This is a genomic window from Pseudomonas sp. R4-35-07 (genome assembly GCF_003852235.1).
GTDB lineage: Bacteria > Pseudomonadota > Gammaproteobacteria > Pseudomonadales > Pseudomonadaceae > Aquipseudomonas.
Genome location: NZ_CP027732.1, coordinates 4,490,119 through 4,515,902, shown reverse-complemented (window position 1 = coordinate 4,515,902; position 25,784 = coordinate 4,490,119). Strand labels below are relative to the sequence as shown.

Genomic DNA, 25,784 nt, shown 5'->3' with positions numbered 1-25,784 from the left:
ATCGTTCGGCCCGCTCAAAGAATCGCCGCGTTATTGCGTTCCGATTGTTTCAAGTAAGCCGCCAACTCCCGGGCCGGCAGCGGTTTGCTGTAGTAGTAACCCTGGCCTTCATGGCAGCCCTCGGAAATGATGTAGGCCTCCTGTTCGGCGGTCTCCACGCCTTCGGCAATCACCTGCATGCCCAGGCTTTTGCCCAGTTGGATAATCGCCCGCACGATGGTCGCATCGTCGTCTACGTCCAGCAGGTCCTGGACGAAGCTCTTGTCGATCTTGATCTTGTCCAGCGGCAGGCTTTTGAGGTAACTGAGGGATGAATAACCGGTGCCGAAGTCATCGATGGCGATCAGCGCCCCCGAACGACGCAGGCTCAACAGGTGTTGGGCGGCGGTGCTGATGTCTTCCATCAGGCCCGTTTCGGTGACTTCCAGCTCCAGGCTGCGCGGCGGCAGGCGGTAAATCTGCATCAGGTTGTTGACCACCCGCGGCAACTCGGTGTGGTGCAACTGCACGGTGGACAGGTTGACCGCCATGCGCAGCTCGGTGAAACCCTGATCATGCCATTCGCGCAGTTGGCGGCACGCCTGGTCAAGCACCCATTCGCCGATGGGAATGATGGTGCCATTCTGTTCCGCCAGCGGGATGAACAGGTCCGGCGGAACCAGGCCGTGTTCCGGGTGCTGCCAGCGAATCAACGCCTCTACACCAACCACGCGCAGGTCGCGATAGCTGATCTGCGGTTGGTACACCAAGTGGAACTGGTCGCGGCTCAAGGCATCGCGCAGGTCTTTTTCCAGCTCACGGCGCCGACGCATTTCGCTGTCGACGCTGGCGATATAAAACTGATAACGGTTGCGCGAGCGGCTTTTGGCCAGGGTCATGGTCTGTTCGGCCTTTTGCAGCAATTTCTCCGTGCTGTCGCCGTCTTCCGGGAACAAGGTGATGCCGATGGTGGCGCGCAAACGAATCTGGTCCTGGTCGAGGGCGAATTCCGCTTCCAGGTCGTCCAGGATGCTTTGCGCCAGCTCGGCGGCTTCGTAGGGCTGGTCGATATCGGCTTGCACCAAGGCGAACTGGTCGCCCCCCAGGCGCGCGAGCGCGCCGAGGCGACCGCTATGGGCGCGCAAACGATCGGCCAGCGCCAGCAGCAGTTTGTCGCCGTTCTGGTAGGTGAATTGTTCGTTGACGCTCTTGAAGTCATCCAATCCTACGCACAGCACCGCCACCCGGCGCTGGCGACGGCCGGCATCGGTCAGGATCCTGTCCAGTTGCTCCTGCAACTTCTGGCGGTTCGGCAGGCCGGTGAGAAAGTCATACTGGGCCATGCGCAACAGGCTGGACTCGGCCGCGTGGCGCAGGTGGGTGTTGCGTTCGATGGATTCAAGCAACTGGTTGGCGGTGTTTATCCACAGGCCCAGCTCATTACGTTCATGCCCCTTGAGCTGCGGGATCTTGTGCTCGCTGGGCCGGTCCGGGTTGATCGACGTCAGGTGTTCGATAATCCGCGACAGCGGTTTGGTCAGCAGCCAGTGATACACCAGGTACAGCACCAGGCCCATGGCCAGGGCGCGCAGCACGCCGGAAATAAAGATGATCACTGAGCTGACAATAAAGCCTTCGCCGTAGGTGGCGGTGTCGAGGGTAATGCTCAGGTCGCCGTAATACTCGCTGTAGGGGCCCTTGCCGACCAGTGCGGTGGTGAAAGTGCGCTCCTGCCCGAGAATCAGGTCGGTCAACCAGCGGCTGGAAGAGTGCTGCAAGGCGCGGCTTTTTTCCGCGAGCATGGTTTCGTTGGGATGACCGATGGACGCGATGCGCACGGCGTCATCCTGGAACAATCCTTCGATCACCTGCATGCCCATTTCGCGGTCCAGGCTATACACGGCCTGGGTCGAGGGGTCGCGAAACATGTCGAGAATACGTTGGGCATCACCGGCCACGGCCTGGCGCGTCTTGTAGGCATCGAACACGATCTGCGCCACGCTCAGCGCTACGCCCACGATCAATGCCGAGAGCAAGACAACCCGTAGCAACTTCACCGACAAGCTGTTTTTGAGTTCCAGCTTCAAAGGGGCATTCCTTGTCTCATGCGGGTGGCCTTCAATATGCCATGAGTATTGGCAATCGGGCGATGGCAGTCAAAGGAACATTGGCGCGCAAGGCGACTTCACACCTGACAGGAAGGAAAAAACCAGAAAAACGGCGGATTCGTTCCGCCGTCTGACTGTTTGACTAACGCGCTGCATGCCAACGGTAGCTTGGCATTTCAAACGCATTGATTAACTGACTGAAAAATCAATCTTCGGCGGTGGCGGTGGCATGTTGTCCTCACCGGGGCGCTCTGGTGCTTTCGCGCCACCTTCATCGCCGCCGCCACCTGCACCACCGGCAAGACCTTTCATCAGGCCGCTGATGAGTTGCATCGCCATCTGCCCGCCTGCTTTTCCGATTTCTTCCATCTTTTTTCTCCAGAAGAGCGCGAGAGGGTTATTCCTCTCACTCAGTGCGTGGCAAATTCCCTTCGGCGAGTTCCACGATTCCAACCAACTCGCTACTTTCCAGCGCCCATGAAAAAGCCCGGCAATCGCCGGGCTCTTTCTACTGCAAGCGTTGCTTAGGCAGTGAAGGTCTTGCCTTCGAACTGCTCGGCCACGAACTTCCAGTTGACCAGGTTCCAGAACGCTTCTACATACTTCGGACGCACGTTGCGGTAGTCGATGTAGTAGGCGTGTTCCCAGACATCGCAGGTCAGCAGCGGGGTGTCGCCGTTGGTCAGCGGGTTGCCTGCGCCGATGGTGCTGGCCAGGGCCAGGGAACCGTCAGCCTTCTTCACCAGCCAGCCCCAACCGGAACCGAAGGTGCCGATGGACGTCTTGCTGAACTCTTCTTTGAACTTGTCGAACGAACCGAATGCAGCGTTGATGGCTTCAGCCAGTGCACCGGTAGGTTGGCCGCCGGCGTTTGGCGCCAGGCAGTTCCAGTAGAACGTGTGGTTCCAGACCTGAGCGGCGTTGTTGAAGATACCGCCCGAGGAAGACTTGACGATTTCTTCCAGGGTCTTGCCTTCGAACTCGGTGCCTGGCACCAGGTTGTTCAGGTTCACGACATAGGTGTTGTGGTGCTTGTCGTGGTGATACTCCAGGGTTTCCTTGGAGATGTGCGGCTGCAGGGCATCGTGTGCGTAGGGCAGCGGCGGCAATTCGAAAGCCATGATGATTCTCCTAATCAGGTCAGTTGCGGTGAGCGCAAGGCCGATCACGGGCGGCCAAACAAGCGCCGGCGAGTCTGTACTCTTTGCGGCGCAAGTTCGGGATCATAGCACCGGGGGTGCGGCAAAACCACGCAACAACTGTGTGGGATAGAGGTTCCAGAGCCTTTTGGAATAAGTTCATGGCGCACTGATTAATTGGTAGGCCACGCTGAACATCATCACGGCCACCAGCAGGTCCAGCAGGCGCCAGGTGGCCGGGCGCGCCAGCCAGGGGGCCAACCACGCCGCGCCGAGGGCCAGTGTTGCGAACCACAGCAACGAAGCGCTGGCGGCGCCCGCTACATACGCGCCCGGTTCGGTTTGCTGCGCGCCCAGTGAGCCGATCAACAGCACGGTGTCCAGGTACACGTGGGGGTTGAGCAGGGTCACCGCCAGGGCGCTGAGCAACACCGCGCGCAATGAGCGCACCTTGAGGTGTGCGCCTTGCTCCAGGCTCTGTTTCGAAAACGCTCGACGCAATGCCAGGGTGCCGTACCACAGCAGGAACGCCGCGCCGCCCCAACGGGCAATGCCCAGCAGCAGCGGGCTTTGCGCCAGCACCGTCGCCAGGCCGAATACGCCGGCTGCCACCAGCAAGGCATCACACACCACGCACAACGCGGCCACCGGCAGGTGATGTTCACGGCGCAGGCTTTGCGCCAAGACAAAGGCGTTTTGGCTGCCGATCGCCATGATCAGACCGAGGGACACCAACAGCCCATTCAGATAGCTTTGCCACATAGGGTTTACTCCGCGTCCGCCGCCAACTGGTGCAACACATGCAGGGCGCGCTCGGCATCCGCGCGACCGACAAACAGGTGGTCGTGGTAATAACCGGCGATCACGTTGCAACTGATACCGGCTTTTCCCAGCGCGCTGGCGAACGCAGCGGTCAGGCCCACCGCTTCGAGGGCTGAATGCACATTCAAGGTGATCCATGCCGCCACATAGTCGAAGGCCAGGCCAGCCTGCTCGGCGTGCCGGCGCTCCAGGATCAACGTCAGGCCTTCTGGCTCGCGAAAGCTGCCGATCACCTCGCAACTGGCCGGAATGCGGTGATCGGGCAGGGTGCAGAATACGTAGTCACCGTCATTGAGCTGAGGGCTCATGCTGCGCAACAGGGTTGCCAGGGAAGTTTCGCCAACCATGGAAGGTTCCTTATAAAGAGAAGCGATGCTGGCTATTCTCTGGGTGCAGGCTGTATAAGAAAAATCAATATTACTGATCGCTCATTAGAGAAACTGATGTTCGACTATAAATTGCTTTCCGCGTTGGCGGCCGTAGTGGAACAGGCGGGCTTCGAGCGCGGCGCGCAGGTGCTGGGGCTGTCGCAGTCGGCCGTGTCCCAGCGGATCAAGCTGCTGGAAGCGCGCGTCGGCCAACCGGTACTGGTACGGGCAACGCCGCCGACCCCCACCGATATCGGCCGGCGCTTGCTCAACCATGTGCAACAGGTGCGGCTGCTGGAGCGCGACCTGCAAAGCCAGGTGCCTGCGTTGGACGAAGAAGGCATGCCCGAGCGCTTGCGCATCGCGCTGAATGCCGACAGCCTCGCCACCTGGTGGGCGCTGGCGGTGAGTGATTTCTGCGCCGAACAGCACTTGCTGCTGGACCTGGTGGTAGAGGACCAGACTGTCGGCCTCAAACGCATGCGCGCCGGTGAAGTGGCGGCCTGCATCTGCGCCAGCGAGCGCCCGGTGGCCGGCGCCCGCAGCCTTGTGCTTGGAGCCATGCGTTATCGCGCATTGGCCAGCCCCGCGTTTATCGCGCGGCACTTCCCCGCTGGCGTGCAGGCCGACCAACTGGCCAGTACCCCGGCCCTGGTGTTCGGGCCGGATGATTTCCTGCAACACCGTTACCTGGCTTCGCTCGGGGTGAACGGTGGTTTCGAGCACCATTTATGCCCGTCGTCCGAAGGCTTTATCCGCCTGACGGAAGCCGGCCTGGGCTGGGGCCTGGTACCCGAACTGCAGGTACGCGACCAACTGCAAAACGGCCTGTTGGTCGAATTGCTGCCAGATAAGCCCATCGACGTGCCGCTGTACTGGCATCATTGGCGCAGCGGCGGGCAACTGTTGGGCCTGTTGACCGAGCATCTGGCACAGGTCTGTGGGCAATGGTTGGTGCCCTATCAGCAGTGACGAGCGTCAAGCTGCAAGCGGCAAGAGAAGAGCTTGCGGACCGTATTTAACTTACAGCTGACAGCTTGAGGCTTGCAGCTGTATCCGTAGGAGACACCATGAAGATTCTGGTCACCGGCGCAAGCGGCTTCATCGGCGGGCGCTTTGCGCGTTTCGCCCTGGAGCAGGGCTTGGACGTGCGGGTCAACGGGCGACGTGCCGAGGGTGTGGAACATCTGGTGCGGCGCGGGGCCGAGTTTATCCAGGGTGATCTTAACGATGCCGACCTGGTGCGCGCGCTGTGCCGTGATGTCGAGGCCGTGGTGCATTGCGCCGGTGCCGTCGGGCTGTGGGGCAAGTATCAGGATTTCCATCAGGGCAATGTGCTGGTCACCGAGAACGTCGTCGAAGCGTGCCTCAAGCAGCGGGTCGGGCGGTTGGTGCATCTGTCCTCGCCCTCCATCTATTTCGATGGGCGCGACCACTTGGGGCTGACCGAAGAGCAAGTGCCCAAGCGCTTCAAGCATCCTTATGCGGCGACCAAATACCTGGCGGAGCAGAAGGTCTTCGGGGCCCAGGAATTCGGTCTGGAAGTGCTGGCCCTGCGCCCGCGTTTCGTCACCGGTGCCGGTGACATGAGCCTGTTCCCGCGCCTGTTGAAAATGCAGCGCAAGAACCGCCTGGCCATCGTCGGTGACGGCCTCAACAAGGTCGATTTCACCAGCGTGCACAACCTTAACGAGGCGCTGCTCAGCAGTTTGCTGGCGCCTGGTTCGGCGTTGGGCAAGGCCTACAACATCAGCAATGGCACGCCGGTGCCGGTGTGGGACGTGGTCAACTACGTGATGCGACAAATGGACCTGCCGCAGGTCACCCGCTATCGCTCCTATGGTTTGTCCTACAGCATGGCGGCTTTGAATGAGGCGTTCTGCGCAATGTGGCCGGGGCGGCCGGAGCCGTCGTTGTCACGCCTGGGCATGCAGGTCATGAACAAAAATTTCACCCTCGACATCAGCCGGGCGCGGCATTATCTCGACTATGAGCCCAAGGTCAGCCTGTGGAGCGCCCTCGACGAGTTCTGTACCTGGTGGAAGGCCCAGGCCCCTGGCCACGCTTAAGCTCACAACCAGCAACACATCGGGAACCGTATTGCCGGTTGCGTGTCGACCCATGCGCCGGGCGCAGGGTTTATACTCGCGCCGCTCGGCTTTCCAGCCGGCCATCTCATTGATTCAGGGTAGATTCATGCGTAACGATGCTAAAGACGACTTCGACAACGTTCCCAGCCTGCGGGCTGATCCCGGGGACGATGATGATTTCGTGCCGACTGCCGCCACCTCGGTGCGCTCGCGGACGACGCCTGTGGTCAAGGTTAAACGGGCCAACACCGGCCCGTTGTGGGCGTTGGTCGGCGCATTGCTGATCGCCTTTGCCGGCCTTGCCTGGTGGAGCTTCCAGCAGATTTCCCTGATGGGCCAGCAACTGGTCGCCACCCAGGAAAGCTTTGCGCGTATCAGCGAAGAAGCGGCGGGGCGCCTGCAGGATATTTCCGGCAAGGTCGTGGCCAGCGAAGCCAATGTGAACAACGGCAGCGAAGCCCTGAAATTGCAGATCAAACAGCTGGAAGCCCAGTTGCTCGAGCAGGGCAAGCAACAAGTGGGCGTGGCCGGCCAAGCCACCGCGCTGGACCAGCGCCTGGCACAGATGAGCGCCAGCACCACTGAGCTTGCGAATGCGAATGCCAAATTGCAGGGCCAGGTGCAGGCCCTGACCGATGCGGTCGCCAGCCTCAAGGCGACACAGGGTGAGACCAAGGACCTGGCTAACGACGTGGCGGCCTTGAAGAAGCAAGGCAATCCGACGGCGGCCATCGCCCGTCTTGAGCAGGACGTGCTGGTACTCAAGAGCGCGCAGGAAAACCAGCCCGCCACTGCGGATGCACCGACCAATAAAGAGTTCGACGTGTTCCGCATCCAGACCACGCGCAATATCACGACCTTGCAAAGCCAGGTGCAGAACCTGAATCAACGTCTCAATGCGCCAGCGGCGACGACGCCACTGGGTCAATGACTCGTTCTGTGGACTGTGAATGAGGCCAAACTGTGGGAGGGGGCTTGCCCCCGATAGCGGTGTATCAGTCACCGAAATATTGACTGACTCACCGCTATCGGGGGCAAGCCCCCTCCCACATTTAAACCTGTATTAGTCAGGTAAATTGATGTCGCTCGCACTTTTGTCACCGCCCGGTGACATTTCTTGTCCCCTTCGTTACTTGCCACTCCCGCGCCCTTGTTTAGACTCCGGTCACCCCACAAAAAACAATAAGGGCCCCCCATGACCATGCAACCACTGCCTGCCAGCAGTTGGCTGAACGCACCTGCCCATCACGCCTGGCTCGCGGCAGAAGGTCAGCGTCTGCTGTCATTTGCCAAGGCTTCGCGCCTGCCGCACGGCTTTGGCAACCTCGACGAGCGAGGCCAGCTGCCGGCCGATGCCCATGCCGAAACCATGAACACTGCCCGTATGACCCACAGCTTCGCCATGGCCCACGCCATGGGGCTGCCCGGTTACGCCGAGCTGGTAGCCCACGGCGTCGCGGCCCTCAGTGGCCCGTTGCACGATAGCGAACACGGTGGCTGGTTCGCCGCGCCCGATGCCATCGATGGCAATACCCGCAAGGCCGCTTACCTGCATGCCTTCGTCGCCCTGGCCGCCAGCTCTGCGGTAGTGGCCGGTGCCCCCGGTGCACACACCCTGTTGAACGATGCGGTCCATATCATCGACCAGTTCTTCTGGAGCGAAGAGGAGGGCGTGATGCTCGAATCTTTCGCCCGCGATTGGAGCGGCGTTGAAGCCTATCGCGGCGCCAACAGCAACATGCACGCCACCGAAGCGTTTCTCGCCCTGGCCGATGTCACCGGTGACACGCGCTGGCTGGACCGCGCGTTGCGTATCGTCGAGCGCGTTATCCACACCCACGCCGCCGGTAGCCACTTTATGGTGATCGAGCACTTCGACGCCCAGTGGAAGCCTTTGCCCGCTTACAATGAAGACAACCCCGCCGACGGTTTCCGTCCCTACGGCATCACCCCCGGCCATGGCTTCGAATGGGCGCGGCTGGTACTGCACCTGGAGGCCGCGCGCCTGCAAGCCGGGCTGCCCACGCCGGACTGGTTGGTGAAAGATGCCCAAGGGCTGTTTGCCAGCGCCTGCGACTATGCCTGGGCGGTGGATGGTGCGCCGGGCATTGTCTACACCCTGGATTGGAACAACCTCCCGGTCGTTCGCGAACGCCTGCACTGGACCCATGCCGAAGCCAGCGCTGCGGCCCAGGCGCTGCTCAAGCGTACCGGTGAGTTGCATTATGAAATCTGGTACCGGCGGTTTTGGGAGTTTTGCGAAACCCATTTCATCGACCGGCTCCATGGCAGTTGGCACCACGAACTCAGCCCGCACAACCAGCCCAGCAGCAAAATCTGGGCGGGCAAACCGGACCTGTACCATGCCTGGCAAGCCGTCGTGTTGCCGGCGCTACCTTTGGCACCCAGCCTGGCCAGTGCATTGGGCAGCGGACGCTATGTCACCAAGTGGTGACATTTGTACGTCCCTTTGTTACCTGCGCCCGGAAAATCCCTGTTTAAACTCCGTGCAGCGCAAGCTCTAGACTTGCATGCATAACAACAAGAAAAGGTATTCAGATGAACGCGATTAATCGCCTCGCCGTAGCTATTTCCGTTGCCTCGTTGTTTCCCCTCAGTGCATTTGCCGCCGACTCGAAAGGGACGGTTGAAGTGGTGCATTGGTGGACCTCGGGCGGTGAAAAAGCGGCTGTCGATGTCTTGAAGGCCCAAGTCGAGAAAGACGGCTTCACCTGGAAAGACGGCGCTGTTGCAGGTGGCGGCGGTGCCACTGCAATGACCGTGCTGAAAAGCCGTGCGGTCGCCGGCAACCCACCTGGCGTTGCCCAGATCAAAGGCCCGGACATCCAGGAATGGGCGTCCACTGGCCTGCTCGACACCGACGTGCTCAAAGACGTCGCCAAAGAAGAAAAATGGGACTCCCTGCTCGACAAGAAAGTCTCCGATACCGTGAAGTACGACGGTGACTACGTCGCCGTACCGGTCAACATCCACCGCGTGAACTGGCTGTGGATCAACCCGGAAGTCTTCAAGAAAGCCGGCATCACCAAGAACCCCACCACCCTCGAAGAATTCTATGCCGCCGGCGACAAGCTGAAAGCGGCGGGCTTCATTGCGCTCGCTCACGGCGGCCAGCCTTGGCAGGACAGCACCGTGTTCGAGGCGGTGGTGCTCTCGGTGATGGGTGCCGATGGCTACAAGAAAGCCCTGGTCGACCTGGATAACGGCGCACTGACTGGCCCGGAAATGGTCAAGTCGCTGACCGAGCTGAAGAAAGTCGCGACCTATATGGACGTTGACGGCAAAGGCCAGGATTGGAACCTCGAAGCCGGTAAAGTCATCAACGGCAAGGCCGGCATGCAGATCATGGGTGACTGGGCCAAGTCCGAATGGACCGCCGCCAAGAAAGTCGCCGGCAAGGACTACGAGTGCGTAGCCTTCCCGGGCACCGACAAAGCCTTCACCTACAACATCGACTCCCTGGCGGTGTTCAAGCAGAAAGACGAAGGCACTGCCGCTGGCCAGCAGGACATCGCCAAAGTCGTGCTGGGTGAAAACTTCCAGAAAGTGTTCAGCATCAACAAGGGTTCGATCCCTGTGCGCAACGACATGCTGAACAAAATGGATTCGTACGGTTTCGACTCCTGCGCCCAGACGGCGGCCAAGGACTTCCTGACCGATGCCAAGACCGGTGGCCTGCAGCCAAGTATGGCGCACAACATGGCCACCACCCTGGCGGTACAAGGTGCGTTCTTTGACGTGGTCACCAACTACATCAACGATCCGAAAGCCGACCCGGCCGACACCGCCAAGAAATTGGGCGCTGCGATCAAGTCTGCGAAGTAACACGCTCTAAAAGCGCTTTTCTGTAGGAGCGAGCTTGCTCGCGAAAAACTCAAGGTCACCGCGTTCATCCCTGATGCCCGCGTCATCGTTGAAGACTTTCGCGAGCAAGCTCGCTCCTACAGGGGAGCGCCATGGTTTCACCTGTCAGTCCTTTTCCTTGTATTGGATTTTCCCATGAGTTCTGTTGCTGTGTTCAGCAAGGCCTCGCCGTTCGATGCACTGCAGCGCTGGCTCCCTAAACTGGTGCTGGCGCCGAGCATGTTCATCGTGCTGGTGGGCTTTTATGGCTACATCCTGTGGACGTTCGTGCTGTCGTTCACCACCTCCACCTTCCTGCCCAGCTACAAGTGGGCTGGCCTGGCGCAATACGAGCGGCTGTTCGACAACGATCGTTGGTGGGTCGCGAGCAAAAACCTTGCCGTGTTCGGCGGGATGTTCATCGGTATCACCCTGGTGATCGGCGTGCTGCTGGCGATTTTCCTCGACCAGAAAATCCGTCGTGAAGGTTTCATTCGCACCATTTACCTGTACCCGATGGCGCTCTCGATGATCGTCACCGGTACAGCCTGGAAATGGCTGCTCAACCCGGGCATGGGCCTGGACAAATTATTGCGCGATTGGGGTTGGGAAGGCTTCCGTCTCGACTGGCTGATCGACCCCGACCGCGTGGTCTACTGCCTGGTGATCGCCGCCGTGTGGCAAGCCTCGGGCTTTATTATGGCGATGTTCCTGGCGGGCCTGCGGGGCGTCGATCAGTCGATCATCCGCGCCGCGCAGATCGACGGCGCAAGCTTGCCGCGCATCTACTGGAGCGTGGTGCTGCCAAGCCTGCGTCCGGTGTTCTTCAGTGCGGTGATGATCCTGGCGCACATTGCGATCAAGAGCTTCGACCTGGTCGCGGCGATGACCGCTGGCGGCCCGGGCTATTCCTCCGACCTGCCGGCCATGTTCATGTACTCGTTCACCTTCAGTCGCGGCCAGATGGGCATGGGCTCGGCCAGTGCAATCCTGATGCTCGGTGCGATCCTCGCGATCATCGTGCCGTACCTGTATTCCGAGCTGAGGACCAAGCGTAATGACTAGTCTCGCCGCTAAACCTGCCATCAGCCTGAGTCGCATCGCGATCTACGCGGTGCTGATCCTTGCGGTGCTGCTGTACCTGGTGCCGCTGGTGGTGATGCTGCTCACCAGTTTCAAGACGCCTGAAGACATCAGCACCGGCAACCTGCTGAGCTGGCCAACCGTGGTCAGCGGCATTGGCTGGGTCAAGGCCTGGGCCACCGTGGATGGCTACTTCTGGAACTCGATCAAGATCACCGTGCCCGCTGTGCTGATCTCCACGGCCATCGGTGCGTTGAACGGCTACGTGCTGTCGTTCTGGCGCTTTCGCGGTTCGCAGCTGTTCTTCGGCCTGTTGCTGTTCGGCTGCTTCCTGCCGTTCCAGACCGTGCTGCTGCCGGCGTCGTTCACCCTCGGCAAGATGGGCCTGGCCAGCACCACCACCGGCCTGGTGTTCGTGCATGTGGTCTACGGCCTGGCGTTCACCACGCTGTTCTTCCGTAACTACTACGTGAGCATTCCGGATGCGTTGATCAAGGCGGCCCGCCTGGACGGTGCCGGTTTCTTCACCATCTTCCGTCAGATCATTCTGCCGATGTCGACGCCGATCATCATGGTCTGCCTGATCTGGCAGTTCACCCAGATCTGGAACGATTTCCTGTTCGGTGTGGTGTTCTCCAGCGGCGACTCGCAGCCCATCACGGTAGCGCTGAACAACCTGGTCAACACCAGCACCGGGGCCAAGGAATATAACGTGGATATGGCGGCGGCGATGATCGCCGGGCTGCCGACCCTGCTGGTCTATGTGATCGCAGGCAAGTATTTCGTGCGCGGCCTGACGGCCGGCGCGGTCAAGGGGTAATCATGGCTACGCTTGAACTTCGCAATGTAAACAAGACCTATGGCGCCGGCCTGCCCGACACCTTGAAGAACATCGAACTGTCGATCAAGGAAGGTGAGTTCCTGATCCTGGTCGGCCCGTCGGGGTGCGGTAAGTCCACGTTGATGAACTGCATCGCCGGCCTTGAGACCATCTCCGGCGGCGCGATCATGATCGGTGATCAGGACGTGAGCGGCATGAGCCCCAAGGACCGTGACATCGCCATGGTGTTCCAGTCCTACGCGCTGTACCCGACCATGAGCGTGCGCGAGAACATCGAGTTCGGCCTGAAGATCCGCAAGATGCCCCAGGCCGACATCGACGCCGAAGTCGCGCGCGTAGCCAAGCTGCTGCAGATCGAACACTTGCTCAACCGCAAGCCGGGCCAGCTGTCCGGTGGCCAGCAACAGCGCGTGGCGATGGGCCGGGCCTTGGCGCGTCGGCCGAAGATCTACCTGTTCGACGAACCGTTGTCGAACCTTGACGCCAAGCTGCGCGTCGAGATGCGCACCGAAATGAAGCTGATGCACCAGCGCCTGAAGACCACCACCGTCTACGTGACCCACGACCAGATCGAAGCAATGACCCTGGGCGACAAAGTGGCGGTGATGAAGGACGGCATCATCCAACAATTTGGTACGCCGAAAGAAATTTACAACGACCCGGCCAACTTGTTTGTGGCAAGCTTTATCGGTTCACCTCCCATGAACTTCGTACCTTTACGTCTACAACGCAAGGACGGTCGCCTGGTGGCGCCGCTCGACAGCGGCCAGGCCCGTTGCGAGCTGCCGCTGAGTATGAATGACGCTGGGTTGGAAGACCGCGATGTGATCCTGGGCCTGCGCCCGGAGCAGATCGTGCTGGCGGCGGGCGAGGGCAATGGTGCTTCGAGCATTCGTGCCGAAGTCCAGGTAACCGAGCCCACCGGCCCGGACACCCTGGTGTTCGTGCAGCTCAATGACACCAAGGTCTGCTGCCGTCTGGCGCCGGACGTGGCACCGCAGGTCGGCGAGACCCTGACCCTGCAGTTCGACCCGGCCAAGGTATTGCTGTTCGATGCCGCGACCGGTGAGCGATTGGGCACCGTTGCTGCATTGCCGGCACAGGGGCATGCCGGCAATGTGACCCAGTTCAAAGGTCGTTAATCGAGATAACTGGTTGTTTTAATTAAAAAATGTAACCCGCGTTAGATAAAAACAGTTTAATAACAATAAAGACGAGGATGTAGGGATGAAAAAGCAACACAACAACACCCGGCTGTTCTGCCAACTGTCAGCAGCAGCAGCCCTTGTATTGTCCGCCAATGCGATGGCGGCCGATGCGTTCAGCGCCGATTCCAAGTGGATGACCGGCGATTGGGGCGGCGAGCGTACCAAGCTGATCGAGCAGGGTATCGACATCAAGGCCGACTACGTAGGTGAGATGGGCTACAACGCCCACGGTGGCTACAACGACGACAAGACCGGCCGTTACTCCGACCAGTTCGGTCTGGGCGTGGCGCTGGACCTGCAAAAACTGTGGGGCTGGGATAACACCCAGGCCAAGATCCAGTTCACCAACCGTAATGGCCAGAACATCTCCAATGACCGTATTGGCGATCCGCGCGCCGGCACCTTGAGTTCGTCTCAGGAAGTGTATGGCCGTGGCCACATGGTGCGTCTGACCCAGTTCTGGGTTCAGCACCAGATGTTCGACAACAAACTGGACGTGAAACTCGGCTACTTCGGTGAAGGCGAAGACTTCAACACCTTCCCGTGCGACTTCCAGAACCTGTCGTTCTGCGGCTCCCAGGTCGGTAACTACGTAAACACCTGGTACAACTGGCCGGTCGCCCAGGCCGCTATCCGCGTGAAGTACAACATCACGCCTGAGCTGTATGCGCAGATTGGTGCCTACAACCAGAACCCGTCGCAACTTGAGCACGGTAACGGCTTCAAACTCAGCGGCAGCGGTACCAAAGGCACCGTGATTCCGGTGGAGTTGGTCTGGTCGCCGAAGGTCAACAACCTGCCGGGCGAATACCGTGTGGGTTACTACAAAAGCGCTGCCGATGCGTCTGACGTACGCGAAGACGTCAACGGCAACGATGCCGCCACCACTGGCGCCGCCTACCGTACCCACAGCAGCAAGAAAGGCTACTGGTTCGTTGCGCAACAGCAACTCACCACGCATAACGGCGACGCTACCCGTGGCCTGAACATCGCCGCCAACGCGACCTTCCACGACAAGGAAACCAACCTGGTCGACAACTACCAGTCGTTGATGCTGGTGTACAAAGGCCCCTTCGACGCGCGTCCAAAAGATGACGTCGGCATTGGCGTCGCTCGCCTGCATGTCAACGATGACGTGAAGAAGAACTCTCAACTGCTCAACGCCGCCAATGGTGTGAGCGACTATGACAATCCGTTCTACACGCCCATTCGTGAGACTGAGTACAACGTCGAACTCAACTACGGTTTCCACGTCACCAACTGGCTGACCGTGCGTCCGAACCTGCAATACGTTGTCCAGCCGGGTGGCGTGGACAAAGTCGACAACGCGTTGGTAGCGGGCCTGAAAATCCAGTCTACGTTCTAACGCTGTTGCGATAAGCTCCTTCTCTCTGTGCGCATTTTGCGGGTAGCCATGGCTATCCGCTTTTTTTTGGGTGGCACTGTGATATTCGGAACCTGTGCACATGCATGAGCAACCGCTGCAACGTTTTTTCAAATCCTTGCGCGAGCGTCCGGTGTTCGCCTGGGAGCGCTTCCAGATGCGTGACGTGTTGGTGATCGACCATCCGCTGTGCCAGGCGGTGTTCAGTCGCCAGGGCGCGCAATTGCTGCACTTTCAGCCCACCGGCCAGAAACCCTGGCTGTGGTGCGCCGCCAAGTGGCCCCAAGTCGGTGCCATCCGGGGTGGCGTGCCGGTGTGCTGGCCGTGGTATGGCCGCCACCCCAGCGAAAACGCGTGGCCTTCCCACGGTTGGGCGCGCTTGATCGATTGGAAACTGCTCGACAGCAGCACCGAAGACGACGGCGTGCGCCTGCACTGGCAGCTGCAGTTGTGTGACTGGCAGGTGGACCTGCACGCGCATTTGGGTGAAACCCTGGAATTGCGCCTGAGCACCGAGCATCAGGATGAGCTGCCGTGCCAGTTGAGCCACGCTTTGCACGCCTACTGGCGTATCGGTCACGTTGACGAGGTAGCGCTGTCTGGGCTCGACGGCGCGCAAGGTTATGACCAGCTCAACCGCCAGGCTTGCCAGCAGGAAGGCGAGCTGCGGGTGGATGGCGGCTGCCAGCGGGTGTTCCAGCATGAGGGTGAGTTGCACCTCAAGGATCATGCGTGGCAGCGGGAACTGTGTATCGACACCGGCGACAGCGCCGACACCGTGGTGTGGCATCCCGGCAGCCGGCCGTTGCTGGGTGTGAGCTTCAACGAGGCGTCGGGGTTTGTGTGCGTGGAGTCGGCGATGGCCGGGGCGAGCCTGGCGCCGGGGGAGAGGGCGCATTTGAGTCTGCAGGCTCGGGCTGGGATTTAGTGGTGCTGCTGTGATCGTTCCCACGCTGCGCGTGGGAAAGCAGCCCTTGACGCTCCGCGTCTGCTTTTGATGCCGTGACGCGGAGCGTCACAAGAGGCATTCCCACGCGGAGCGTGGGAACGATCAGGCTCAGTTGAACTCATCCCCCACCGGATACCGGCTGTCATTCAAGCTCTCTTTGATCTTGCGCAAATGCGGCTGGAAATCCACTCCGCGGCGTAATGTCATCCCGGTCGCCAGCACATCCAGCACCGTCAGCTGAATGATCCGCGAGGTCATCGGCATGTAGATATCGGTGTCTTCCGGCAGCGGAATGTTCAGGCTCACCGTGCTGGCCTTGGCCAGTGGTGAGTTCTCGGCCGTTACGCCCAGCACCGACGCGCCGTTTTCCCGCGCGATACGCGCCACTTCCACCAGCTCACGGGTACGCCCGGTGTAGGAAATGATCACGAACAACTCACCGGTATGCGCCACTGAGGCGATCATGCGTTGCATCAGCACGTCGGCGTGGGCGGTCACCGCCAGGTTGAAACGGAAGAACTTGTGCAGCGCGTCCATGGCCACCGGGGCCGAGGCGCCCAGGCCGAAGAAGTGGATCTGCCGCGCCTGGATCAACAGATCCACGGCCTTGCTGATCAGGGCCGGGTCGAGGGCCTGGCAGGCACTGTCCAGGGACGCGATGGCGCTGCCGAAGATCTTCTGGGTGTAGGCCTCCGGGTTATCATCGGCTTCCACTGCGCGGCTGACATACGCCGCGCCACTGGCCAGGCTTTGCGCCAACTGCAATTTAAGTTCAGGGTAACCACTGACGCCGAACGAACGGCAGAAGCGGTTGACCGTCGGTTCACTGACCGAAGCGGCTTGGGCGAGGGCAGCGATCGAGAAGCGGGTGGCCTGCTGCGGGTTGAGCAGGATGACCTCGGCGACTTTTTTCTCGGCCTTGTTCAATTCTTCGAGGCGGTTCCGGATCTGTTCCAGAAGATTTCGCACGCGGTCCATTCAGTCTTTCCTTCGGGCGACGATGCAAATAAAAAGGCGGTAACCAGTCAATGAGTGGCTTTTCGCGGTGGCCTATCCTACTGAGGGTAGCCGAACACCACCACTCGCAATGCGTATTTGCGGAAAATGTTGTGGTTATTACTACATTTTTCCTTGAGTGATGCCTTGAAAAAAGGTATTTGTAGCTTAACTTGATAAAAGAACAAACATCATGCCTTTGATAACCGTAGAACCCTGCACCTTTGCCCTGTTTGGCGCCTTGGGTGATCTGGCGCTGCGCAAGTTATTTCCTGCCCTCTATCAACTCGATGGCGCCGGCCTGCTGCACGATGACACGCGCATCCTGGCCCTGGCCCGCGAAGCCGGTTCCGAGCAGCAGCACCTGGCCCATATCGAAACCGAACTGCGCAAATACGTCGGCAAGGAGCTGGACGAAGCCGTGGCCCAGCGTTTCCTGGCGCGCCTGGCGTATGTGCATGTCGACTTCATGAAGGCCGACGACTACGTCGCCCTTGCCGAAAAGGTCGGTAGCGAACAGCGCCTGATCGCCTACTTCGCCACCCCGGCCGCCGTGTATGGCGCGATCTGCGAAAACCTGTCCAAGGTCGGCTTGGCGGAAAATACCCGCGTCGTGCTGGAAAAGCCGATTGGTTCGGACCTGGAATCCTCGCGCAAGGTCAACGACGCCGTCGCGCAGTTTTTCCCGGAAAACCGCACCTACCGTATCGACCACTACCTGGGCAAAGAAACCGTCCAGAACCTGATCGCCTTGCGTTTCGCCAACAGCCTGTTCGAAACCCAATGGAACCAGAACTACATTTCCCACGTGGAAATCACCGTGGCCGAGCAGGTTGGCATCGAGGGCCGTTGGGGCTACTTCGACAAGGCAGGCCAACTGCGCGACATGATCCAGAACCACCTGCTGCAGCTGCTGTGCCTGATCGCCATGGACCCGCCGGCCGATCTGTCCGCCGACAGCATCCGCGACGAGAAGGTCAAGGTGCTCAAGGCCCTGGCGCCGATCAGCCCGGAAGGCCTGACTACCCAGGTAGTGCGCGGCCAGTACATTGCCGGCTACAGCGCCGGTAAAGCCGTGCCGGGGTACCTGGAAGAAGAGAATTCCAACACCCAGAGCGACACCGAGACCTTCGTCGCCCTGCGGGCCGATATTCGCAACTGGCGTTGGGCCGGGGTGCCGTTCTACCTGCGTACCGGCAAGCGCATGCCGCAAAAGCTGTCGCAGATCGTCATCCACTTCAAGGAACCGTCCCACTATATCTTCGCCCCCGAGCAGCGCTTGCAGATCAGCAACAAGTTGATCATCCGCCTGCAGCCGGACGAAGGTATTTCCTTGCGCGTGATGACCAAGGAGCAGGGCCTGGACAAGGGCATGCAACTGCGCAGCGGGCCGCTGCAACTGAATTTTTCCGACACTTATCGCAGCGCACGGATTCCCGATGCCTACGAGCGGTTGTTGCTGGAAGTGATGCGCGGCAATCAGAACCTGTTTGTTCGCAAAGATGAAATTGAAGCCGCGTGGAAGTGGTGTGACCAGTTGATCGCCGGGTGGAAAAAATCCGGTGATGCGCCCAAGCCGTACGCGGCGGGGTCCTGGGGGCCGATGAGCTCGATTGCACTGATCACGCGGGATGGGAGGTCGTGGTATGGCGATATCTGAATTGAAACTGCCTCAGGGCGTCACTGCCCATGAGTATCGTACGCCCGTGCTGTTGGCGGACGGCCTGGCCAATGACGTGGCCGAACAATTGCGCGTGGCCATCAGCGCCCGTGGCGCGGCCACTCTGGTGGTGTCCGGTGGCCGCAGCCCGGTGGCGTTCTTCCAGAACCTGGCCAGGCAAGCCCTGGACTGGTCCAAGGTCACGGTCACCCTGGCCGACGAGCGTTGGGTGCCGGTGGAGCACGCCGACAGCAATGCCGGCTTGTTAAAGCAGCACCTGTTGCAAGGCCCGGCGGCCAAGGCGAAGTTTTTGAGCCTGTACAGCGCTGCCGCCAACCTTGAAGAGGCGGCCGAGCAGGCTGATCGCCTGCTGGCCGAACTGCCGGCGATCGATGTGCTGGTGCTGGGCATGGGCGATGACGGCCACACCGCCTCGCTGTTTCCCAACAGCCCGAACCTCGCCCAGGCGTTGCAGGCCGACGGCACCCGCCGTTGCTGGCCAATGCTGGCGCCGACCGTGCCGCACCAGCGCCTGACCATGAGTCGTGCATTGCTGGCCACGGCCCACTACACCGTGCTGTCGATTTCCGGCAGTTCGAAGTTGACTACCTTGAGCGCCGCGCTGGCCGGTGACGATGTCGCCGCCATGCCGATTCGCGCGTTTTTGCAACCTACTTTAGAGATTTACTGGTGCCCATGAGCCAAGGATCAGCCGCTATGAAAAGCCCTCAACCGACCGTGTCCATGGCGGATAAAGTTGCCCTGATCGACAGCCTCTGCGCCAAGGCGCGGATCCTGCCGGTGATTACCATCGCCCGCGAGCAGGACATCCTGCCCCTGGCCGATGCCCTGGCTGCCGGTGGCCTGACCGCCCTGGAAGTGACCCTGCGTTCCGAGTTCGGCCTCAAGGCCATCCAGGTATTGCGCGAGCAGCGCCCAGAGCTGTGCACCGGTGCCGGCACTGTGCTGGACCGTCATATGCTCGAAGCGGCAGAAGTGGCCGGCTCGCAGTTCATCGTCACCCCCGGCATCACCCGCGACCTGCTGGAAGCCTCGGTGCACAGCCCGATCCCGCTGCTGCCTGGCATCAGCAATGCCTCCGGCATCATGGAAGGCTATGGCCTGGGCTATCGCCGCTTCAAGCTGTTCCCAGCGGAAGTCAGCGGCGGCGTGGCGGCGATCAAGGCCCTGGGTGGCCCGTTCGGCGAAGTGAAATTCTGCCCGACCGGCGGCGTCGGCCCGGCCAACATCAAAAGCTACATGGCGTTGAAAAACGTGATGTGCGTGGGCGGTAGCTGGATGCTTGATCCTGAGTGGGTCAAGAACGGCGACTGGGCGCGTATCCAGGAAGTCACCGCCGAGGCGCTGGCGCTGCTGGATTGATCTGATTCATCGAATCGTTGTTGCTGTGCTTAACGGCATTTTTGCGGTGCACTTGGTCGGTGTACCGCTTTTTTTTGCCTGTAGAAAACCTGGAGAACGCCACAAAACCAATGTGGGAGGGGGCTTGCTCCCGATAGCAGTGGTTCAGTCAATACATGTGCTGACTGATACACCGCCATCGGGAGCAAGCCCCCTCCCACAGTTTAATCTGTGTTGAGCTGGGTAATCGCCTGCACCAACACATTGATGTCCGTAGCCGTAGTCACCAACCCCGGCGTCACTCGAATACAGGTGCCAAACGCCGCGCCTGAGCGTGTCGTGGTGAACAAGTCATACTCCTTGAGCAACCTGTCGACCATCACCTGCTGATCGCGCCCAATGAACTTGAACGCGGTAATCCCGCAATACAGCCTCGGATCATCCGGCGTCAGCACCTCAATTCCCGGCACAGTCCGCACCTGGTTCACCCACAGATTGCGCAGGTAATTGACCCGTGCGCCCTTGGCCGCCGCGCCGCCCAGTTGCCGATGCTCTTCAAACACCAATGGCAGGCTCATCAGTGCCGGAAAGTTCGGCGTGCTGTAGGACGTACGCGCGCGTACATCCGTGGCGGGGTAGTGGAATTCACCCATGTCCGGGTCGATATCCGCCAGGCGCTCGGGGGCGATGTAGAGAAAGCCCAGGGTCAGCGGGGCGCCGATCCATTTGTGCAAGTTGAAGCCGGCGAACTGAATGCCCAACTCGGCCAGGTTGAAATCGATCTGGCCCAGAGCGTGGGCGCCGTCGAGGATTACATCAACATCCTGTTCACGCGCAGCCTTGGCAATCGCCGCCACCGGCATCACCAGGCCGGTGCGGTGCGTGACATGGGTCAGCGCCATCAGCTTCAAGCGCGGGTACTGATTGAAAGTATCGCGATAAGTCTGCATCAGGCTGTCGAAACTGGCCGGGTGAGCGTGGGAAATCTCGATCACTTGGACACCGCGCACGCCGGCCAGCCAGCGCATCGCGCCTTTGACCGTGTCGTACTCCAGGTCACTGATCAGCACCTGGTCGCCGGGTTGCAGGCGGTTGTAGTTGCGGATCAGCGACTGCAAGGCTTCGGTGGCGTTGCGGGTGAAGGCCACCGAGTCGGGGTCCGCATCGATCAAAGCGGCCAGTTGGCGACGAATCTCGAGATTTTCCCCTTGCTCGAAACGCTGACGCACGTATACCGAGTTGCTGCGATTGATGAAGGCAACGTGTTCCAGGTACTGGGCCTGGACTGCACGGCTCATGCGCCCGAAGTAGCCGTTTTCCAGATTGATCGGGCCCGGCTCCAGCTCATAGCGCTGGGCGATGGCCTGCCAGTGACGTTCGTTGTTTGCATTCCTTGGCATGGCGAGGCTCTTAATTAATGGCGAGGGGCGGGTTTACCGTGTTTAACGCGCAGCGGTTCAAGCAATTCGGCCAAACCGTTGTGGTCGATTTCCTGCATCAGTGCCAGTAAGCCGCCCAGTTCCCCGTGGGGAAAACCTTCACGGGCGAACCAGTTCAGGTACGGGCCTGGCAAGTCGGCGATGATCCGCCCTTTGTATTTGCCGAAGGGCATTTCGCGGGTGATCAGCAATTCGAGTTTTTCGGGGTTCATGGGCTTCAGCGTTTGATTCAATAGCGGGGAAAATACAGGCATTCTGCATGAAGGCCAAATGACAGATCATGCAAATAACGTCGATACAGATGGTTCAATAATTCGTAAGTCATTGAAATATAACAAATAAGTAATTTTTCAAAACCTGGCACGAGCGCTGCAATCATTAAGACAACTTTCTCAACCCACATAAGGAATTGAAAAATGACTGACATCAATAAAGAATCCATCTCCGTACTGAACGACCTGATCGAAACCAGCATCGACGGTCAAAAGGGTTTCAAGGAGTGCGCTGACGATATCAAGCACCCTGAACTCAAAGCCCTGTTCGTCAAGCGTTCCGCCGATTGCGCCACTGCTGCCGCCGAGCTGAAAACTGCCGTGCGTGCCCTGGGTGGCGACCCGGAAGATTCCGGCAGCATGGCCGGTGCGCTGCATCGCGGTTGGGTTGACGTGAAATCGATGGTGACCGGTAAGGACGAAGAGTCCGTGCTGAACGAAGCCGAGCGCGGTGAAGACCACGCATTGAAGGCTTACAAGGAAGCGATCGAGAAGATCAACAAGCACAACCTGCTGGGTATTCGTGATCTGGTTGAACGTCAGTACCACGGTGTGCAGCGCAACCACGACCAGGTTAAAGCCCTGCGTAATCAGGCTCGCGCTCAGTCGTAAACCCTGGGTTGTACATGCTGTAAAAAGTGTGGGGGGGGCTTGCTCCCGATAGCGGTGGATCAGTCGATAGGTTTATTGACTGAATCACCGCCATCGGGGGCAAGCCCCCTCCCACATTTATATTGCGTCATTTTCAGCCAATGCTGATTGGCGGCAATTCGGTCAAGGTCACTACTTGCTGTTTGCGCGGGGCAAGAATCTCCGCTTCGCCATCCACTACCAACTCATCGCGCTGGTTGAACACTCGCGTGGCAATGCGTACACGGAACTTGGGCAGCTTCTCCAGGATTTCCAGGCGCACGGTGAGGGTGTCGCCGATCTTGACCGGCTTTTGAAAGCTCATCTGCTGGCCGATATAAATCGTGCCCGGGCCAGGCAGTTCACAGGCTACCGCCGCGCTGATCAGCGCACCGCTGAACATGCCATGGGCAATACGCTCCTTGAACATCGTCGCCTTGGCATACTCGGCATCCAGGTGCACTGGGTTGTGATCGCCAGACATGGCGGCGAACAACTGGATATCGCGTTCTTCGACAGTCTTGCTGAAGCTGGCGGTCTGGCCGACTTCAAGGGCCTCGTAGGGGGTGTTGGTTACCTGGGTCATCTAAACGTGCATCCTGTGGCTAATCGATAATTTAATTGGCTGATTTTAAACGAAAAATTATTCGCAGCGGGTGGGCCTGCGCACTGTCAGGGCGTGTTCGAGCCACGTCAGCACATCCGCGGTGACGTCGTCGCGGTTGGTTTCGTTGAACACTTCATGACGTGCCTGCGGGTAGAGCGTCAATTGCAGGTGCTGGCAGCCCGCGTCGCGCAGGGCATGGGCCAGACTTTTGAGACGCTTGCCTTCACTCACCGGATCACATTCGCCGCCGATTATCAGAATTGGCAGGCCCGGATCGATCTGCGCGAGATTGGACGCTTTGCTGATTTGCTGCAAGCCGCCGAGCAGGTCGACCCACAGCTGGTTGGTGCAGCGGAAACCGCAAAGCGGGTCATGGATGTAGTGGTCGACTTCAACTGGGTCGCGGCTGAGCCAGTCGAAGGCGGTGCGATTGGGTTTGAACGCTTTGTTGAAGGAGCCGAACGATAGAAAGTCAATCAATGCACTGCGCCCGCGCAAACCCTGGCGCGCGCGTTCGATACGGGCAATCGCCCGTGCCGCGCGATACAACGCCACCGGCTGGAAATTCGAACCGCTGAGTATCGCCCCATGCAGGCTGGCGCTGTGATGCAGCAGATAGGCCTGGGCGATATAGCTGCCCATGCTGTGGCCGAGCAAAATAATCGGCAGCCCCGGTTGCTGCTGGCCGATGTGCTGGTTAAGGCTGGCCAGGTCGCCCACCACTTTGTTCCAGCCATCCTCTTCGGCGTACAGCCCCAAGGTGCCTTCGTCGGCGGTACGGCCATGGCCACGTTGGTCCAGCGCATACACACCATAGCCAGCGTCGCACAACGCCTGCGCCAGGCGCCCATAGCGGCCACTGTGCTCGGCCATGCCATGGGACAGCATCACCACAGCCCTGGGGGGTTCGTCGGGCATCCAGTGATTGACGTACAGGCGAGTTTGGTCGTTCGCGGTCAGCCAGAAAGTGCTGTGGTTCATGGCGGTTCCTTTGCGCAGGGTCGTTGCAGTGTATAGCTCATCTAGTGGGGCGCGAGGTATCTGCCTACGCCTCAGCGACAAGATTCATACAATCAATGACACAGTTCAGTGTATTGCCTGTTTGGTCATTACTGCTAACGTCCTCAAAGCTCCGCTCTTTGTAGCTGCATAGAAAAGCGGCCGGACACACTCAGGTAAAGAGGACAAGAATAATGCAACCTGATTTTTGGAATGACAAACGCGCGGCGGGTGTGCCTAACACCATCGACCTCACTGCCTATCAATCAGTGATCGAAGTCTTCGAGCGTTCCTGCAAGACCTTTGCCGACCGTCCGGCGTTCAGCAACATGGGCATTACCCTGACCTACGCCGAGCTTGAGCGCCAGAGTGCGGCGTTCGCCGGTTACCTGCAGCAGCACACCGACCTCAAGCCCGGCGAGCGCATCGCAGTCCAGATGCCCAACGTGTTGCATTACCCGATTGCGGTTTTTGGCGCACTGCGCGCCGGGCTTATTGTGGTCAATACCAACCCGTTGTACACCCCGCGTGAAATGCGCCACCAGTTCAAGGACGCCGGCGTGCGTGCGCTGGTCTACCTCAACCTGTTCGGTTCGCGGGTGCAGGAGGTGTGTACCGACACCGAGATCGACTTCCTGATCGAAGCCAAAATGGGCGATTTCATGCCCGCCGCCAAAGGCTGGCTGGTCAACACCCTGGTCGACAAAGTCAAGAAGATGGTCCCGGCCTACCACCTGCCGCGTGCGGTGTCGTTCAAGCGCGCCTTGCACATGGGCGCGGGCCTGGGCGTGACGCGACATCCGGTGAGCCTAGAGGATATCGCCGTGCTGCAATACACCGGTGGCACCACCGGCCAGGCCAAGGGCGCGATGCTCACCCACGGCAATCTGGTAGCGAATATGCAGCAGGCGCGGGCGTGCATGTCGCAACTGGGGGACGACGGCCATCCGCTGATCAAGGAAGGGCAGGAGGTGATGATTGCGCCGCTACCGCTGTACCACATCTATGCGTTCACCGCGAATTGCATGTGCATGATGGTGTCCGGCAACCACAACGTGCTGATCACCAACCCGCGCGACATCGGCGGGTTTATCAAGGAACTGAAAAAGTGGCGCTTCACCGGGCTGCTGGGGCTCAACACGCTGTTTGTGGCGCTGATGGAGCATCCGGACTTCAAGAGCCTGGATTTTTCCCATCTCAAGTTGACCAATTCCGGCGGCACGGCGCTGATCAAGGCCACCGCCGAGCGTTGGCAGCAGATCACCGGGTGTGCAATCGGCGAGGGCTACGGCCTGACCGAAACTTCACCGGTGGCCAGCACCAACCCCTATGGCAATCAATCGCGACTGGGCACGGTAGGCATTCCGGTGCCGGCCACGGCCATGAAGGTAATCGATGACGAGGGCGCTGAATTGCCGTTGGGCGAACGCGGCGAACTGTGCATCAAGGGCCCGCAGGTGATGAAGGGCTATTGGCAGCAACCGGCGGCCACGGCCGAGGCGCTGGATGCCGAGGGGTGGCTGAAGACCGGCGATATCGCTGTGATCGATACCGACGGCTTTATACGCATCGTCGACCGCAAGAAAGACCTGATCATCGTCTCGGGTTTCAACGTTTATCCCAATGAGATCGAAGACGTGGTGATGGCCCACCCGGCCGTGGCCAACTGCGCGGTGATCGGCGTGCCGGATGAGCGCACGGGGGAAGCGGTGAAGCTGTTTGTGGTCGCGCGTGCCGAAGGTGTGAGCCTTGAGGAACTGAAGGCCTACTGCAAGACCAACTTCACCGGGTACAAAGTGCCCAAGCATATTGTGCTCAGGGATTCGCTGCCGATGACGCCGGTGGGGAAAATCCTGCGACGGGAGCTGCGCGACATCGCCTGAACCGAATAGCTACAAAATGTGGGAGGGGGCTTGCTCCCGATTGCGGTGTTTCAGGCACAGATGCAGTGACTGACACTCCGTTATCGGGAGCAAGCCCCCTC

Annotated in this window: 25 protein-coding genes; 15 read left to right on the top strand and 10 right to left on the bottom strand. The window is 59.9% G+C overall.

Features of this window, described 5'->3' with window-relative positions; all coding sequences use genetic code 11:
* Nucleotides 1-14: 14 nt before the first annotated feature.
* The 5 genes from C4J89_RS20605 to C4J89_RS20585 form a co-directional block, all read right to left on the bottom strand.
* Entirely contained in the window at nt 15-2,066 is a 2,052-nt protein-coding gene (locus C4J89_RS20605; RefSeq protein ID WP_124415449.1) for a bifunctional diguanylate cyclase/phosphodiesterase, read from the bottom strand.
* Nucleotides 2,067-2,276: 210 nt separating this feature from the next.
* Entirely contained in the window at nt 2,277-2,456 is a 180-nt protein-coding gene (locus C4J89_RS20600) for a hypothetical protein (RefSeq protein WP_104504514.1), read from the bottom strand.
* Nucleotides 2,457-2,611: 155 nt separating this feature from the next.
* Nucleotides 2,612-3,208: a superoxide dismutase gene (locus C4J89_RS20595; RefSeq protein WP_065949384.1), complete on the bottom strand. Its 597-nt coding sequence runs from the start codon at nt 3,206-3,208 to the stop codon at nt 2,612-2,614.
* Nucleotides 3,209-3,385: 177 nt separating this feature from the next.
* Entirely contained in the window at nt 3,386-3,988 is a 603-nt protein-coding gene (locus tag C4J89_RS20590) for a LysE/ArgO family amino acid transporter (RefSeq protein ID WP_124364130.1), read from the bottom strand.
* Between the two features lie 5 nt (nt 3,989-3,993).
* A complete protein-coding gene (locus tag C4J89_RS20585; RefSeq protein ID WP_124415448.1) occupies nt 3,994-4,395 on the bottom strand; it encodes an ACT domain-containing protein in 402 nt (133 codons plus the stop codon).
* 96 nt (nt 4,396-4,491) lie between these two features.
* Here C4J89_RS20585 and C4J89_RS20580 point away from each other — a divergent pair, with 96 nt between their 5' ends.
* From C4J89_RS20580 to C4J89_RS20535, 10 genes are all read left to right on the top strand, one after another.
* A complete protein-coding gene (locus C4J89_RS20580) occupies nt 4,492-5,388 on the top strand; it encodes a LysR family transcriptional regulator ArgP (RefSeq protein ID WP_124364128.1) in 897 nt (298 codons plus the stop codon).
* Between the two features lie 98 nt (nt 5,389-5,486).
* Nucleotides 5,487-6,485 carry an NAD(P)-dependent oxidoreductase gene (locus C4J89_RS20575; RefSeq protein WP_124364127.1) on the top strand — a complete coding sequence of 333 codons (999 nt, stop codon included), beginning with the start codon at nt 5,487-5,489 and terminating at the stop codon, nt 6,483-6,485.
* A gap of 127 nt (nt 6,486-6,612) precedes the next feature.
* The gene (locus C4J89_RS20570; protein ID WP_124364126.1) at nt 6,613-7,437 is read left to right on the top strand and encodes an ATPase; all 825 of its coding nucleotides are present in this window, start codon (nt 6,613-6,615) and stop codon (nt 7,435-7,437) included.
* A 264-nt stretch (nt 7,438-7,701) separates the two neighbouring features.
* On the top strand, nt 7,702-8,961 hold the full coding sequence (locus C4J89_RS20565) for an AGE family epimerase/isomerase (RefSeq protein ID WP_124415447.1): 1,260 nt from the start codon (nt 7,702-7,704) through the stop codon (nt 8,959-8,961).
* Nucleotides 8,962-9,065: 104 nt separating this feature from the next.
* The gene (locus tag C4J89_RS20560) at nt 9,066-10,352 is read left to right on the top strand and encodes an ABC transporter substrate-binding protein (protein ID WP_124364124.1); all 1,287 of its coding nucleotides are present in this window, start codon (nt 9,066-9,068) and stop codon (nt 10,350-10,352) included.
* Nucleotides 10,353-10,526: 174 nt separating this feature from the next.
* Nucleotides 10,527-11,435 carry a carbohydrate ABC transporter permease gene (locus C4J89_RS20555; protein WP_124364123.1) on the top strand — a complete coding sequence of 303 codons (909 nt, stop codon included), beginning with the start codon at nt 10,527-10,529 and terminating at the stop codon, nt 11,433-11,435.
* Nucleotides 11,428-12,273, top strand: coding sequence for a carbohydrate ABC transporter permease (locus tag C4J89_RS20550; protein WP_034115702.1), 846 nt, complete (start codon nt 11,428-11,430; stop codon nt 12,271-12,273). The genes C4J89_RS20555 and C4J89_RS20550 overlap by 8 nt, the downstream gene beginning before the upstream one ends.
* Nucleotides 12,274-12,275: 2 nt before the next feature.
* Nucleotides 12,276-13,436 (top strand): ABC transporter ATP-binding protein, encoded by a 1,161-nt coding sequence (locus C4J89_RS20545; protein ID WP_124415446.1) that lies wholly within the window; start codon nt 12,276-12,278, stop codon nt 13,434-13,436.
* Between the two features lie 85 nt (nt 13,437-13,521).
* A complete protein-coding gene (locus C4J89_RS20540) occupies nt 13,522-14,868 on the top strand; it encodes a carbohydrate porin (protein WP_124364121.1) in 1,347 nt (448 codons plus the stop codon).
* 100 nt (nt 14,869-14,968) lie between these two features.
* Complete coding sequence (locus C4J89_RS20535; protein ID WP_124368116.1) at nt 14,969-15,814, top strand: D-hexose-6-phosphate mutarotase; 846 nt, start codon at nt 14,969-14,971, stop codon at nt 15,812-15,814.
* A gap of 129 nt (nt 15,815-15,943) precedes the next feature.
* Here C4J89_RS20535 and C4J89_RS20530 read toward each other — a convergent pair whose 3' ends face one another.
* Complete coding sequence (locus tag C4J89_RS20530; protein ID WP_170039859.1) at nt 15,944-16,804, bottom strand: MurR/RpiR family transcriptional regulator; 861 nt, start codon at nt 16,802-16,804, stop codon at nt 15,944-15,946.
* Between the two features lie 220 nt (nt 16,805-17,024).
* On the opposite strand from C4J89_RS20530, the gene zwf reads away from it, so the two are divergent.
* Genes zwf through C4J89_RS20515 form a run of 3 tightly spaced genes read left to right on the top strand, consistent with a single transcriptional unit; the run spans nt 17,025 to nt 19,874 of the window.
* Nucleotides 17,025-18,491: a glucose-6-phosphate dehydrogenase gene (zwf, locus tag C4J89_RS20525; RefSeq protein WP_124364119.1), complete on the top strand. Its 1,467-nt coding sequence runs from the start codon at nt 17,025-17,027 to the stop codon at nt 18,489-18,491.
* On the top strand, nt 18,478-19,191 hold the full coding sequence (gene pgl, locus C4J89_RS20520; protein ID WP_124368115.1) for a 6-phosphogluconolactonase: 714 nt from the start codon (nt 18,478-18,480) through the stop codon (nt 19,189-19,191). Before zwf ends, pgl begins: the two co-directional genes overlap by 14 nt.
* 17 nt (nt 19,192-19,208) lie before the next feature.
* A complete protein-coding gene (locus tag C4J89_RS20515) occupies nt 19,209-19,874 on the top strand; it encodes a bifunctional 4-hydroxy-2-oxoglutarate aldolase/2-dehydro-3-deoxy-phosphogluconate aldolase (protein WP_069076884.1) in 666 nt (221 codons plus the stop codon).
* A 203-nt stretch (nt 19,875-20,077) separates the two neighbouring features.
* Here the strand turns inward: C4J89_RS20515 and C4J89_RS20510 are convergent, their stop codons facing one another.
* The gene (locus C4J89_RS20510) at nt 20,078-21,253 is read right to left on the bottom strand and encodes an aminotransferase class V-fold PLP-dependent enzyme (protein WP_124415445.1); all 1,176 of its coding nucleotides are present in this window, start codon (nt 21,251-21,253) and stop codon (nt 20,078-20,080) included.
* 14 nt (nt 21,254-21,267) lie between these two features.
* Complete coding sequence (locus tag C4J89_RS20505; protein WP_104505342.1) at nt 21,268-21,504, bottom strand: DUF3820 family protein; 237 nt, start codon at nt 21,502-21,504, stop codon at nt 21,268-21,270.
* Between the two features lie 204 nt (nt 21,505-21,708).
* On the opposite strand from C4J89_RS20505, the gene C4J89_RS20500 reads away from it, so the two are divergent.
* The gene (locus tag C4J89_RS20500; protein WP_124415444.1) at nt 21,709-22,176 is read left to right on the top strand and encodes a PA2169 family four-helix-bundle protein; all 468 of its coding nucleotides are present in this window, start codon (nt 21,709-21,711) and stop codon (nt 22,174-22,176) included.
* Nucleotides 22,177-22,309: 133 nt separating this feature from the next.
* Here the strand turns inward: C4J89_RS20500 and C4J89_RS20495 are convergent, their stop codons facing one another.
* Together C4J89_RS20495 and C4J89_RS20490 are read right to left on the bottom strand one after the other, a co-directional pair.
* On the bottom strand, nt 22,310-22,780 hold the full coding sequence (locus C4J89_RS20495) for a MaoC family dehydratase (RefSeq protein WP_034115694.1): 471 nt from the start codon (nt 22,778-22,780) through the stop codon (nt 22,310-22,312).
* A 57-nt stretch (nt 22,781-22,837) separates the two neighbouring features.
* Nucleotides 22,838-23,782 (bottom strand): alpha/beta hydrolase, encoded by a 945-nt coding sequence (locus tag C4J89_RS20490; protein WP_124415443.1) that lies wholly within the window; start codon nt 23,780-23,782, stop codon nt 22,838-22,840.
* 212 nt (nt 23,783-23,994) lie between these two features.
* Between C4J89_RS20490 and fadD2 the strand changes: the two genes are divergently transcribed.
* Nucleotides 23,995-25,683: a long-chain-fatty-acid--CoA ligase FadD2 gene (gene fadD2 / locus C4J89_RS20485; protein WP_124415442.1), complete on the top strand. Its 1,689-nt coding sequence runs from the start codon at nt 23,995-23,997 to the stop codon at nt 25,681-25,683.
* The last annotated feature ends 101 nt before the right edge of the window (nt 25,684-25,784 follow it).